The sequence below is a fragment of the Algoriphagus yeomjeoni genome (assembly GCF_003259505.1).
Taxonomy (GTDB): domain Bacteria; phylum Bacteroidota; class Bacteroidia; order Cytophagales; family Cyclobacteriaceae; genus Algoriphagus; species Algoriphagus yeomjeoni.
Genome location: NZ_QLLK01000001.1, coordinates 56,206 through 68,791 on the forward strand (window position 1 = coordinate 56,206; position 12,586 = coordinate 68,791).

Annotated in this window: 17 protein-coding genes; 13 read left to right on the forward strand and 4 right to left on the reverse strand. The window is 39.2% G+C overall.

The window, feature by feature from the left end; genetic code table 11:
• The first annotated feature begins 115 nt into the window (after nt 1-115).
• The 3 genes from LV83_RS00205 to LV83_RS00215 all read left to right on the forward strand — a co-directional run bounded on the left by LV83_RS00205 (nt 116) and on the right by LV83_RS00215 (nt 2,032).
• A complete protein-coding gene (locus LV83_RS00205; protein WP_111609511.1) occupies nt 116-514 on the forward strand; it encodes a DUF4783 domain-containing protein in 399 nt (132 codons plus the stop codon).
• A gap of 196 nt (nt 515-710) precedes the next feature.
• Complete coding sequence (gene nadC, locus LV83_RS00210) at nt 711-1,568, forward strand: carboxylating nicotinate-nucleotide diphosphorylase (protein WP_111609512.1); 858 nt, start codon at nt 711-713, stop codon at nt 1,566-1,568.
• A gap of 59 nt (nt 1,569-1,627) precedes the next feature.
• Nucleotides 1,628-2,032 carry an META domain-containing protein gene (locus LV83_RS00215; protein WP_111609513.1) on the forward strand — a complete coding sequence of 135 codons (405 nt, stop codon included), beginning with the start codon at nt 1,628-1,630 and terminating at the stop codon, nt 2,030-2,032.
• A gap of 2 nt (nt 2,033-2,034) precedes the next feature.
• Here LV83_RS00215 and corA read toward each other — a convergent pair whose 3' ends face one another.
• Together corA and queG are read right to left on the reverse strand one after the other, a co-directional pair.
• On the reverse strand, nt 2,035-3,144 hold the full coding sequence (corA, locus tag LV83_RS00220; protein ID WP_111609514.1) for a magnesium/cobalt transporter CorA: 1,110 nt from the start codon (nt 3,142-3,144) through the stop codon (nt 2,035-2,037).
• A gap of 17 nt (nt 3,145-3,161) precedes the next feature.
• On the reverse strand, nt 3,162-4,097 hold the full coding sequence (gene queG / locus LV83_RS00225) for a tRNA epoxyqueuosine(34) reductase QueG (RefSeq protein ID WP_111609515.1): 936 nt from the start codon (nt 4,095-4,097) through the stop codon (nt 3,162-3,164).
• A 106-nt stretch (nt 4,098-4,203) separates the two neighbouring features.
• On the opposite strand from queG, the gene LV83_RS00230 reads away from it, so the two are divergent.
• The 5 genes from LV83_RS00230 to LV83_RS00250 all read left to right on the forward strand — a co-directional run bounded on the left by LV83_RS00230 (nt 4,204) and on the right by LV83_RS00250 (nt 6,869).
• Nucleotides 4,204-4,746 carry a hypothetical protein gene (locus LV83_RS00230; protein ID WP_111609516.1) on the forward strand — a complete coding sequence of 181 codons (543 nt, stop codon included), beginning with the start codon at nt 4,204-4,206 and terminating at the stop codon, nt 4,744-4,746.
• 16 nt (nt 4,747-4,762) lie between these two features.
• Entirely contained in the window at nt 4,763-5,392 is a 630-nt protein-coding gene (locus LV83_RS21335) for a hypothetical protein (RefSeq protein WP_158530473.1), read from the forward strand.
• Between the two features lie 308 nt (nt 5,393-5,700).
• Entirely contained in the window at nt 5,701-6,132 is a 432-nt protein-coding gene (locus tag LV83_RS00240; RefSeq protein ID WP_111609517.1) for a hypothetical protein, read from the forward strand.
• 76 nt (nt 6,133-6,208) lie between these two features.
• On the forward strand, nt 6,209-6,466 hold the full coding sequence (locus LV83_RS00245) for a DUF6364 family protein (protein WP_111609518.1): 258 nt from the start codon (nt 6,209-6,211) through the stop codon (nt 6,464-6,466).
• Entirely contained in the window at nt 6,459-6,869 is a 411-nt protein-coding gene (locus tag LV83_RS00250; RefSeq protein WP_111609519.1) for a type II toxin-antitoxin system VapC family toxin, read from the forward strand. Before LV83_RS00245 ends, LV83_RS00250 begins: the two co-directional genes overlap by 8 nt.
• On the opposite strand, the gene LV83_RS00255 is transcribed toward LV83_RS00250, so the two are convergent.
• Complete coding sequence (locus tag LV83_RS00255; protein ID WP_111609520.1) at nt 6,861-7,094, reverse strand: hypothetical protein; 234 nt, start codon at nt 7,092-7,094, stop codon at nt 6,861-6,863. The genes LV83_RS00250 and LV83_RS00255 overlap by 9 nt on opposite strands.
• Nucleotides 7,095-7,284: 190 nt before the next feature.
• On the opposite strand from LV83_RS00255, the gene LV83_RS00260 reads away from it, so the two are divergent.
• From LV83_RS00260 to LV83_RS00275, 4 genes are all read left to right on the forward strand, one after another.
• The gene (locus LV83_RS00260) at nt 7,285-8,385 is read left to right on the forward strand and encodes a vWA domain-containing protein (RefSeq protein ID WP_111609521.1); all 1,101 of its coding nucleotides are present in this window, start codon (nt 7,285-7,287) and stop codon (nt 8,383-8,385) included.
• Nucleotides 8,386-8,390: 5 nt separating this feature from the next.
• Nucleotides 8,391-9,914, forward strand: a complete 1,524-nt coding sequence (locus LV83_RS00265; protein WP_111609522.1) for a P-loop NTPase family protein — start codon at nt 8,391-8,393, stop codon at nt 9,912-9,914.
• Between the two features lie 173 nt (nt 9,915-10,087).
• Nucleotides 10,088-10,336, forward strand: coding sequence for a hypothetical protein (locus tag LV83_RS00270; RefSeq protein WP_111609523.1), 249 nt, complete (start codon nt 10,088-10,090; stop codon nt 10,334-10,336).
• Entirely contained in the window at nt 10,333-10,635 is a 303-nt protein-coding gene (locus tag LV83_RS00275) for a type II toxin-antitoxin system RelE/ParE family toxin (RefSeq protein ID WP_111609524.1), read from the forward strand. The genes LV83_RS00270 and LV83_RS00275 overlap by 4 nt, the downstream gene beginning before the upstream one ends.
• Nucleotides 10,636-10,739: 104 nt before the next feature.
• Here LV83_RS00275 and LV83_RS00280 read toward each other — a convergent pair whose 3' ends face one another.
• Nucleotides 10,740-11,102, reverse strand: coding sequence for a DUF1304 domain-containing protein (locus LV83_RS00280; protein WP_111609525.1), 363 nt, complete (start codon nt 11,100-11,102; stop codon nt 10,740-10,742).
• 106 nt (nt 11,103-11,208) lie between these two features.
• On the opposite strand from LV83_RS00280, the gene LV83_RS00285 reads away from it, so the two are divergent.
• On the forward strand, nt 11,209-12,585 hold the full coding sequence (locus LV83_RS00285; protein ID WP_111609526.1) for a methyltransferase RsmF C-terminal domain-like protein: 1,377 nt from the start codon (nt 11,209-11,211) through the stop codon (nt 12,583-12,585).
• The last annotated feature ends 1 nt before the right edge of the window (nt 12,586 follow it).

Below are 12,586 nucleotides of genomic sequence, written 5' to 3' on the forward strand. Positions count from 1 at the left end.
GAGTAAAGTCGTCCCAAAATACTGATAACAGAAAACTTCCCAGACATGCACTTGGTAAACTGATAAATGCAGTACATGATTCCGTTTTTGGCTTAGTATTTGCCTAGCATGGACTATGACCTCAATAGTAAGTTTAATCGTTTCGATATTCCTGTTTATTCAGTTTCCAGAAATGGAAATTGAGAACGTGGATTCTATAGAAACGATCATATCTGCAATTGATAGTGGTTCTAGCAGCGATTTAGCCAAATACTTCGATTCCAGTATTTCCTTAAATGTTAACGGACAGCAAGGAGATTATTCTAAAAATCAGGCAGAAGTTGTATTAAAAGATTTTTTTAAAAGAAATCCTTCCATGGGATTCAGCCTTGTTTTCCGAAGTGAAAATAACCCAATTCTGAGTTCCTATATTGGTGATTATCAGACAGGTCAAGGTATGTTTAAGGTGTTTATCAAAGTTTCTCAGCAAGCTTCTGAATTCAAAATTTACAGTTTGGAGTTTGTGAAAGGCTAAGGAGTTTTTCTAATATTTTTTTAGCCACAAAGAGCACGAAGAAAGCACAAAGTTGGTGATAGACTTCCCTTCAATATTGAATTTGAGTATTGGTCATTGATAATTATCCTTCTTCAAATCATCTTAGAGGGTTTACTTTTTTAAAGAATTTGCGTCTTTGCACCTTTACAGGAGCTTCAAATCCCTATTTTTGGGCATGAAACCAACTTATCTCACCGAAGAAGCCATTTCCACATTTATCGCCGCTGCTTTTGCAGAGGATATAGGCCCAGGTGATTACTCTTCACTTTCCTCTATTCCAGAGGGAAAAACTGGGCAAGCAAAACTTCTTATTAAAGACGATGGAATAATAGCGGGTATCGAGTTGGCAGAGAAGATTTTTAAGACTTTTGATTCAAATCTCGAAGTCGAGTTGCTGGTCAAAGACGGTGATGAGGTGAAATACGGAGATGTAGGACTAATAGTAAAAGGTCCTTCTGCTTCGATACTTTCTTCGGAGCGCTTAGTGCTTAATTGCATGCAGCGGATGAGTGGCATTGCAACTTTGACACACCGACTCACGCAGCAGATCATCCACACCAAAGCTCGACTGATGGATACCCGAAAGACTACCCCGAATTTCAGATTGATGGAAAAATGGGCTGTATTAATCGGTGGAGGCGTTAATCATCGATTTGCATTGTATGATATGGTCATGCTAAAAGACAACCATGTGGATTTCGCAGGAGGAATTCGACAGGCGATCGAGAGATGCAATGTTTACTTGAAAAACAATAATCTGGATCTAAGAATTGAAATAGAAACCCGTAATCTGGATGAAGTCAAACAAGTGCTCGCAGTGGGTGGAGTAGATCAGATCATGCTTGACAATATGGATTATGCTACGATGCGTGAAGCTGTAGCTATGATTGGAAATCAATATAAAACCGAAGCTTCAGGAGGCATTACCGAAGATACACTTGTAGACGTGGCTGAGTGCGGAGTAGATTATATTTCCATGGGTGCATTGACACATTCGGTGAAAAGTTTGGATATCAGTCTAAAAGCTTTTTAAACTAAGAATGTGGAACAATTGGCATGATTTAGGCCTTATAAGAAGTAAATCACCCAATTATGAAAAAAATATTCTTTGCGTTCACCCTTCTTATTTTAGCTTCATGTAGTTCCAAATCTTATCCTGATAAAAATTGGGTTGGCAAACAATGGACTTTGGTGGAGATCATGCAAGTACCAGTTCAAACTTCAGGTTCTGAGCAAGATGCTCATTTGATTTTTGATTCCCGACAAAGTATGATTTCTGGAACGGGGGGTTGCAATCGTATTTTTGGTTCTTACGAAATAGGGAAGAAAAACGTGTTAGAATTTGATGAAATAGGTTCAACCAGAATGGCTTGTCAAGATTCCCCTTTCGAAAACAAATTTTTGGAAGTGCTCAAATCAGTGAGATATTATCAAGTGAGCGCTGGAGAACTTTTGCTTAAAAATGGGAAAAAAGATGTCATTCTCAAGCTGCAGTAAAATTACAACCAGTTTTTCTTGCGGAAGAAAAGCAGCATCCCAATTACAGCTAGCGTCATCCCTCCCATCACTACGAAATAGCCATATTTCCAGTGCAGTTCTGGCATATTATCGAAGTTCATCCCATAAACTCCGGCTACAAAGCTCAGCGGAATAAAGATCGTGGAGATGATCGTAAGCACCTTCATGATGTTATTCATGCGGTTGGAAAGGCTATTCATATACAGGTCCAGCACACCTGATGACATATCTCGGAATACTTCCATTGTCTCTATGACCTGTATCGTGTTTTCATACAAATCCCGGATAAAAGGCCTTGTCTCAGCACTGATTTTATCATCTGCATATTTGTCAAAAGAGCCAATTACTTCACGCAAAGGATAGACAGTTCTACGAAGATCCATCATTTCCTTTCTTTGAACATAGAGTGCATTCAGCGTTTCATTACCGGGTGACAACATCGCTTGGGATTCTAAATTCTCAATTCGCTCCCCGATATTTTCCATCACGATAAAGTAATTATCTATCACTGCATCCAGGAGAGCATAAAGTAAATAATCAGCTTTTCGCTGGCGAATGGCACGTTTTTGATCTGCAAGGCGGTTTCTGACAAACTGGAAAACGTCACCTTTCTTTTCTTGGAAAGTCAGCAAAATCCCATCTTTTAAGACAAAACTGATTTGCTCATCATCAATAGGAGATTCGGGTGTAGGGCATTGGATCATCTTCATCGCTGCAAAAAGATAGTCCTCAAAAGCTTCCATTTTGGGGCGCTGATCTGTATTCACGATGTCCTCCATCGTCAGCTTGTGAATTCCAAAAAGCAAACCGATTCTCTCCAGTAATTCCACATCATGCAAGCCGATGATATCAACCCAAAGAACCTTTTTTTTCAGTTTTAGATGCTCTTCGAGTTGATCTAATCCGATTGTTTCTTCATATAAATCAACCTCATCGTAGCTGATTAAATTAATTAAAACATTGTCCAGCTTCTTTTCTCCGGTATAAACAAGAGAACCGGGAGGCAGGCCAAGCTTAAAGTTCTTTTTTTTTCTTTTTTTAGGTTTAAAAAGCTTTTGTACAGATTTGAGGTTGGGAGCGATGGGACTCATATAGATACTTGATCTGGTTATTTCGATTTAAGAAATTCGACATTTCTTTTCAGTCCAGCAAGTTTAGTGCGCTTTACTGCTGATTTTTTAAAAACCTTCCTAAAAGTTTCCTCGGTGATCTCTTGCCAATCCCGATTGGTAAATTCTGCTAGCTCTGGATGAGGTTGGAATTTTGGCTCCTGATGAGGCTTGGAAAAACGATTCCAGGGACATACGTCCTGACAGATATCACAGCCAAAAGCCCAGTTTTCCATTTTGTTTTTGAATTCAGATGGAATGGAATCCTTCAGCTCAATCGTCAGGTAAGAAATACACCGTGAACCGTCGATCACTCCATCTCCATTAATCGCATCTGTCGGGCAAGCATCGATGCAAGCTGTGCATGTACCGCAGTAATCCTTTGCTAATGGCGTATCTGGAGTGACTTCCAGATCGATGATGAGCTCGGCAAGGAAGAAGAAACTTCCCATCTCCCGATTTAGCAGCAAACTGTTTTTTCCTAGCCAACCAAGCCCTGCTTTTTGCGCCCATTGACGCTCCATTACTGGAGCGGAATCCACAAAGCCGCGACCATCGATTTCCCCGATTTCATCACGTAGAATTTCCAGAAATTCATTGAGTTTGTCCCGAATCACAAAATGGTAATCCTCTCCGTATGCATACTTCGCGAGCTTGATGGATTCTGAAGACTCGGGAAGTTTTTGTTCTGGATAGTAATTGTAGATTAAAGAAACCACTGTTTTGGCGCCTTCTACAAGTTTGGTTGGATCTAGTCTCTTGTCAAAGTGATTCGCCAAATAGCCCATTTCACCTTGATAATTCCTGTTCAACCACTCTTCCAATCTCGGCGCTTCCTCCTCCAGAAATCCCGCTTTTGCAATTCCACAGAAATCAAAGCCCAGTCGCTTGGCGGCGGATTTGATGAGGTGGGCGTTTTTTTCAGCGGGAGTCATGGGGTAAAGATAAGAGCCTAATGTTTCTTAAGATAATCTGAAAAAGCTCTGACAAACTTTGATGACAAATATGAAATCATTAAACTAAATAATTATTATCAATGAAATGAAAATGGCCAGAGTTGAATTAAAATTAATAAATAGAGGACTTACGTTAAGATCAGTATTCCTAGTTTCATTTCTGAGCCTATTGCTTTCCTTACCTCTTATAGCACAAAGTATTTCCGAGGTAAACTTGAGAAATGTACTTCAAAGAGAATTAAGCGCACATCCTGGTCGTTCAATCGGGATACCAGAGAATAAATATTCTGGATGGTATGTTTCTATAGAGGTAAAGGAAAATCAAATCAAGTCAATTGATTTTTCAGAAAATACTTTCGAAATAGTCATTCAAAAAAATGAAGAGCTAACTCCTGAGAAACTTATGGAATTGTGTGCAGAAAAAGGAGTTAAATCATTTGAAAATGGCATTCATATTTTTCCTGTTTTATCAGAGTTTATTTCACGGAAAGGGCGAGAACTTGATGATAATCTTGAAGTAGAATTAGAAAAAATCCATCCCTCAAATACAGGCTCTGAAGATGGTAGCTACACTATTTGGTTGCCAACATTATTTAAATTATATCCTCCGTCTCACTCGGAATGGTAAGATAAAATACAATAAAATGAGTGATTTCAAATCTAGTTATTTAATTAGTGTCTTTATAGTAGCCGTTATTTTTGTTTTATATGGATGCTCTTCTGTAAAAATTGAAGATCTAGAAATTAAGGAGTTAATCACTACAGTACTTGCGAGAAAAATTTCCATAAGCGATACTGTGAAAGTATCTATGAAAGCGGATGCGGAGTGGGTTCAAAATCCCCTCTTAAAACCGTGTAATCTTGAGTCATTTTCAAGGCTAAGGAGTATAATTAAAATAGAGGCAAAATCTTTAGAGAGTATTCTTAGTGAAGAAGATTTAAAAAAGATATGTGTAGAGTCGGAAGAGGATTTTATCTTTTCTAAAAAAATGGTTCCTCAATCGGTTAAACTTGTAGAACAGAACTATTTAGATTCGCTCTTTGCTGCTTACACTCTGTCTTTAAAGAATCAAACTGTTGCTTCTCAACAATTTGAGAATTTGAACTCAAATGCATATATCCGTTTATCAAAGCCTATATTTTTGCAAAAGGGTGAATTTGCCTTCATATATTATTCTAATCACTCTTCAGAAAGTTCTTCAAGCTTACTTGTCTATGAGAAAACAGGTCAAAAATGGGAATTGATTTTATCATTTCCTTTATTGATTTCTTAGGTGCCTCCTTTAGAAAACCCGTGTTCGCTATCCCACAAAAGTCAAATCCCAGCGCTTTCGCGGTGGATTTGATAATGGAGGCGTTTGTTTCGGCGGGAGTCATGGGGTAAAGATTGGGGAGTTTGGTTTTCTGAGGGTTGTTAGATTGGTATCAGGGTAAATTTTGTAAGTGGTGTGAGGTAATAAGTAAAAAGTGTGAAGTAGAAAGAATACAATCCCTGAATCACAATTAGGGAGAATTAACAGAATGATTGCAGTCCAAGATCCCTTAAAACTATATCTTATGGATAAAATCTTGTTTTAAAGATATGATCTGGAATCTCCTTCTATTTTTCCTACTGTTTGTCCATTTGTCGGCTTTCTCGCAATCTATATACTTAGATTTCGACCTAGACTCAGAGGAGAAATGCTTTACCTCTACCACCACAAATGAGAAAGAATCGTATCCCAAATTTTCAAAGAGAATTGAATCTGGAAATCAATTTTTTAGGATTTGTTCTGAAGAATTCATTTACCAAAAGGGTAGTTACTCTGAAGTAAAGATGCGGTCAGACTTAAAAATTTCTACGCTTTCGGATTTATATGTCTTTGAATCTAAAAGCAAAAAATACGGAAAAATTAATGACAGTACCGTTTATATTATGATGCGAAATGAGATTGATTCAGTTTTCATTGCTGAAGGAATAGACGACAAATTGGTTAAGATTTATACTGTGGAATGGATAGATAAGATTGAGTAGTTGTATGTCTATAAAACCAATATTTTCGAAACAATTGAAAGATTACACGTATATTTAAATTAAACACGTGTCAATCATGAAAACCAAACTCACACTCACAGTAAAAAAGGAAATTGTAGAAAAAGCGAAGCAACAAGCTGCAAGTAGGGGAATTTCGCTCTCGAAGATGTTTGAAGAGATTTTTGAAAAAGAAACTCCAGATTTGGAAAAAACTGAATCTCAATTAGCTGCTGAGAGACTTTTGAAAAGGTTAGAATCCATGGAGCCAATGAAGGAGCAAAAGGAGTCTGACAAAGTTTTACTCACGCAGTTTTTGAAACAAAAATATGGTTAAGATTTTTTTGGATACCAATGTGGTTATTGATCTTATCGCCAAAAGGCAACCATTCTATGATGATGCCAAATTGTTTTTAAGCTTGGCTAAAAATGGATTAGCTCGCTTGTTTATTGCAGAAAGCAGTCTTGGAAATATATACTATCTAGTTTTTGAAGTTTATAAAATCCCGCAAATAGAATTTTCTATGCATGATTTTATAACTCTTGGTGAAATAGTATCTGGAGGTAAAGAGGTTATATATAAATCTCTGAATTCAGATTTCCAGGACAAAGAAGATGCGCTTCAGTACTTTACTGCCATCGAAAATAAAATGGATTTCCTAATTACTCGTGACCTTAAGGACTTCAAAACAGCGAACCAAATTCCTGTTCTCACACCCAAACAATTTTTCTCAAGCTAAATCTCTTCTCCGCATTTCAGGCTCATCCTGATACCATTGTTCTTCAAAAGTTTCTTTTACGATCACATCTGCAATCAGCACTGACCACACCATCCACAAGACCAAAGCTGGGCCTGCCAAGAAAAGCAGCCAAATCAGAAACATACTTAAATTGAATTGTATAGCGGTGACGAATATGATTAACGCACCAGTGACTATACCCACGGCTCCAAAGTAGTTTTTCATAATTTTTGAGTTTTTATTCCATTTACTAAACTACCACACCCTTCTGTTTGTTACTTAACCTGTCGGAGTCAATAATATTCCACTAAATTGAATTACAAGGCTTTCCGGCTAAGTGAAGTTTGACAAGAGTTGCCTTGGTTACCATAAAACCAAAGTCTTGTGTCTTGATTCTAGCATCTAATATCTAACAATGAAAGGATTTCGATTTACTCAGTTCGTACCCACTCAGGATCCTGAGAAAAATACGTTTGAAAATCTGCTGAATATATTTTTGCAACTCGTCACCATGACCGGTGGGGATGTAGCCGAAGCACTAAGTTGGCTGACCAACTTGGACAATCGCTATCAGATGACCAATCCCAATTATGGTATCGGCGACTTCATTGAGGATTTAAAAAGTAAGGGTTACCTGACCGAGGAAAACCGAAAAGGTGAATTCAAGGTCACTGGAAAAGCGGAGCAAACGATTCGAAAGTCAGCTTTGGAAGAGATTTTCGGCAAACTCAAGCGCGGAAAATCCGGTCAGCACAAAACCACACATTCAGGACAAGGAGAAGAGCGTGGCACAGATCGCCGAGCTTATGAATTTGGAGATAATCTGGATCAGATTGCTTTGACGGATTCTTTGAGAAATGCCCAGGCAAATCATGGTTTTGGTGGAGATTATTTGCTTACAGAAGATGACTTGGAAGTGGTGGAAAATGAATTTCGATCACAGACATCTACGGTGCTGATGATAGATATTTCTCACTCTATGATTTTGTATGGGGAAGATAGAATCACTCCCGCGAAGAAAGTAGCCATGGCTTTGGCAGAACTGATCAAAACCCGATATCCAAAAGATACGCTTGACATTATCGTCTTCGGAAATGACGCTTGGCAGATAGAAATCAAAGACTTGCCTTATCTGCAAGTTGGTCCTTATCATACGAATACTGTTGCTGGATTAGAGTTGGCAATGGATTTATTGCGAAGAAGAAAGAACCCAAATAAGCAGATTTTCATGATTACCGATGGAAAACCGACTTGTTTGAAAGTGGGAATTAAATATTACAAAAATGCTTTTGGCATTGATAGCAAAATTCTTTCTGAGACACTGAAGCTTGCTGCTCAATGCCGAAAATTGAAAATACCGGTGACTACTTTTATGATTGCTTCTGATCCTTACCTGAAGGAATTTGTAAAGGAATTTACCAAAGTAAATAACGGGAATGCCTACTACAGTAGCTTGAAAGGGCTCGGCGACCTGATTTTTGAAGATTATAGACGAAATAGAACGAAACGCTTTTAAGCAATATGGACTACCAAAAACTGACACCAAAAGAACTCACCCAGATAAAAACCCTCGGCCAACTCAAAGCTGCTGGCTACGAATCAAAATCCATCAAAGAAGAACTTCGCGACAACTTGATCCTGAAAATCAAGCGAAAGGAAAACGTATTTGAAGGAATCTGGGGATATGAGGATACGGTAATTCCCGACATTGAGCGGGCGATTCTCTCTAGACATAATATCAATTTACTTGGTCTGAGAGGGCAGGCGAAAACGAGAATTGCCAGAATGATGACACATCTTTTGGATGAGTACGTTCCAGTGGTTTTTGGAGCTGAGTTGAATGATGATCCATTACAGCCTTTGACTTCTTATGCCAAGGATCTGATCGAGGAAAAAGGTGATAACACGCCAATCGGGTGGTGGCATAGAGATGATCGCTACACCGAGAAATTAGCGACTCCGGATGTATCGGTTGCTGATTTGATCGGGGATGTGGATCCTATCAAGGCTGCCACGATGAAGCTAAGTTATAACGATGAACGTGTGATCCACTATGGTTTGGTACCAAGGTCCCATCGCTCCATATTCGTGATCAATGAGCTACCCGATTTGCAAGCCAGAATTCAGGTTGCCTTGTTCAATATTTTGCAGGAAGGCGATATTCAGATTCGTGGGTTCAAACTGAGATTGCCATTGGATATTCAGTTTGTGTTCACTGCCAATCCCGAGGATTATACCAATAGAGGAAGTATAGTAACCCCACTGAAGGATAGAATTGAAAGTCAGATTATTACGCATTATCCGAAATCCATCGAGATAGGACGAAGAATTACTGCGCAGGAAGCGAACCTGAAAGGCAAGCCTGTCGATAACATCCACGTGCCTGAGTTGATGAAGGATTTAATCGAGCAAATTGCCATAGAGGCTAGAGGCTCGGAATATGTGGATGAGAAAAGTGGTGTTTCAGCTCGATTAACGATCTCGGCCTATGAGAATTTGATCTCTGCTGCTGAGCGAAGAATGTATATGAATGGAGAAAGCAATACCATAGTTCGGATAGCTGATCTGATCGGAGTCATCCCTGCGATTACCGGGAAGGTAGAATTGGTCTATGAAGGTGAGCAAGAAGGTGCAGGTTTGGTAGCTTACAATTTGATAGGTAAAGCTATTCGCTCGCAGTTTGTGAATTATTTTCCATCTCCAGAGCAGAAGAAAAAGGAAAAAAATGGCAATCCATATGTGATCCCTTTGGCTTGGTTTGGAGAGGGGAATGAACTGGATATTTTAGCATCACAGGCAGATAAAGATTACAAGACTTCCTTGCAATCTGTCCCTGGTTTGGAGGAAGTGGTCACTCAGTTAGTGAAAGAAGTACCAGAAAAGGAGAAGGAATTCTTTATGGAATTTGCACTTCATGGATTGGCGGAATTCTCTCAGCTGAGCAAAAAAGTGTTGGATACTGGATTACAATTTAAAGACTTGTTCAGCTCCATGTTCGATATGGGGCCAGGGGATGAGGATGATTTCGAGGAAGATGATTTGTAGGATTTAGAACCGCAAGCCTCAGAGGGCGCAAAGTTTTGTTTTTGAACTTTGCGCCTTTTATGTTTTCAGGCTAATTCAATTTTACAGAGCTATGGCAACTTATATTTATGAGCAAGACTGAATTCCAGTAGTGTGCTTTTTCGTAAATTAGGTGGAATAAAAAATATACTTATATGAGTGTTGCAGAAATTAAACTTGATTTGATCACCTGGCTTTCCAAATTGGAAGACACCAAGGCAATAGATGATATAGCTCAAATAAAGAAGCAATTCATAGAAGATCAGTACCATAAATCACTAAAGCCGATGAGCATGGATGAGTTGCGGGACAGTTTAGCTGAAGCTGAAGTTGATTATGCAAACGGCCGAATTGTTTCCCAAGAGGAGTTGGAAGAAAGGATCAAAAAAGGGAAAATTTTATGAAAATTGTCTGGTCTAAGAGAGCATTAAAAGACCTTGAAATAATTTTTGAATTTTATGCATTCTCCGCTTCAATAAGTGTAGCACAAAAGATAACAGGTAAGTTGGTTGAGAAAGTAAAGATTTTGACATCTTATCCTGAAATGGGGGTAGTGGAGGACTGGGGTTTTGAAGTTCCTTTTGAGTATCGATCTTTGATAGAAGGGAATTATAAAATCATTTATCGTATCGTTGATGAAAAAGTCATTTTGATCTCAAGAGTATTTGATACACGGATGGATCCAAAAAAGAAGAGGATTTGATCAGGGGAATCTAAATGTGATATGAATTTTTCCGGGGATACCCCCTATATTTTTCTAATCAGCGATTATCTGCGAAATGATTAGCGTAAATCTGCGGGAAAATTTTACTTCAAGTGGAGTAAAATGAGTGCGATCAGTGCCGGTAATCCCTGCACCCAAAAGATTTTTTTGCTGGCGGTCAGTGCACCAAAAATTCCAGCTACCAATACACAGCTTAGAAAAAATACAGCAATATAAAACGACCAGTTTGGATCCTCAATCAGCAGGGACCAGACCAATCCTGCCACTAGAAAACCGTTATACAACCCCTGATTGGCTGCAAGACCCTTGGTTTTAGGAAATAGTTCTGCAGGCATGGACTTGAACGTTTTTCGTCCTATAGTTTCCCAAGCAAACATTTCGAAGTATAAAAAGTAGAGATGAAGAGCGGCAATGCCGCCAATGAGGATCTTAGTGAGGATTTCCATAACTCTTTAGATTTTAGCCAATCTACTCATTTATAAAATCGCTTAAAACATTATGATTCTGAAAACTGATCACTGAGACTGTAAACTGATCTCCTATCTTTGCCCCATGCCAGAATCCAACCTCCCCACCGACTTTGAGACTCAAATGCTCAAGCTACTCGGTCAAGCCGAATTTGAGCAATTTAAACAAGCAATTAACAAACCTTCCCGCACCTCTGTCAGATTAAATTCTGCCAAGACTTTTTCTCTTAACTGGGCAAACTCCTCCATCCCTTGGTCTGAAACTGGTTTTTTTCTCGAAGAGAGGCCATCTTTTACCTTAGATCCGGCGATTCACGCTGGGGCCTATTATGTGCAGGAAGCATCTTCGATGTTCATCGAACACATTCTAAATTCCTTGGAAATTCCCAAAGGAATCTACCTTGATCTGGCCGCAGCACCTGGAGGAAAATCCACGCTGCTCTCCGGCTATTTGGGTGATGAGGGAATGCTGGTTGCCAATGAAGTAATTCAGCCAAGAGCGCAAATTCTGAAGGAAAATATCATCAAATGGGGACTTGGAAATGCTTTGGTAACCAATAATGACCCTGATCACTTTGCACCCTTGGAAGGGTTTTTTGATCTAGTGGTAGTGGACGCTCCCTGCTCTGGCGAGGGGATGTTTCGCAAAGATCCGCAGGCGCGCGAAGAATGGTCTGTGGATAACGTTCAGCTTTGTTCGGCACGTCAGAAGCGGATTATGGATCAGGCAGGAGCGTTGGTGAAGGCTGATGGGTATTTGATCTACAGCACTTGCACTTTTAATGAGCAGGAAAACGAGGATATGATTCAGTTTTTGACTGAGGAGTTTTCCTATGAACCCGTTCGAATTCCGTTGGATGCCGCTTGGAAAATAAAAGAAACTCAGGTAGAAGTTGATGGTAAAACCTATTACGGTTACCGTTTTTTTCCACACTTAGTGGAAGGAGAAGGTTTTTTTATTACCATTTTGAAGCGCTCAAGTGAGGCTTACATTCAGGAGCCAAAACGTGTTAAAGACTTTAAGCATCCGTATTTGAAGGAGGTTTTTAATCGGGAATCAAGTGAGTTGGATGAAGAGTTGGGGTTTGATGGTAATGGGAAATATTACACACTGAATGATTCCTTTTTTAGAATTTCGAAGGATTGGAATTTACACTTTCAGAAGATTTCACAGCATTTGAGTTTGAAGTATTTCGGTGTAGAGATTGGTAAAAAACAGAAAAGTGACTGGATTCCTACGCACGAATGGGCTTTATCCACACTACCTAAAAAGGACTTCCCTTCTCATGAGCTTTCGGAAACTGAAGCCATTGAATTTTTGCGTAAAAATGAGTTTGAAATGCCTGATTTACCAGTTGGCTGGGTGTTGATAACTTTCAAAAACCTTCCGCTAGGTTGGATCAAAAATCTCGGAAACCGTGTGAATAACTATTATCCGAAGGAGTGGAGGATAAGGATGTAAA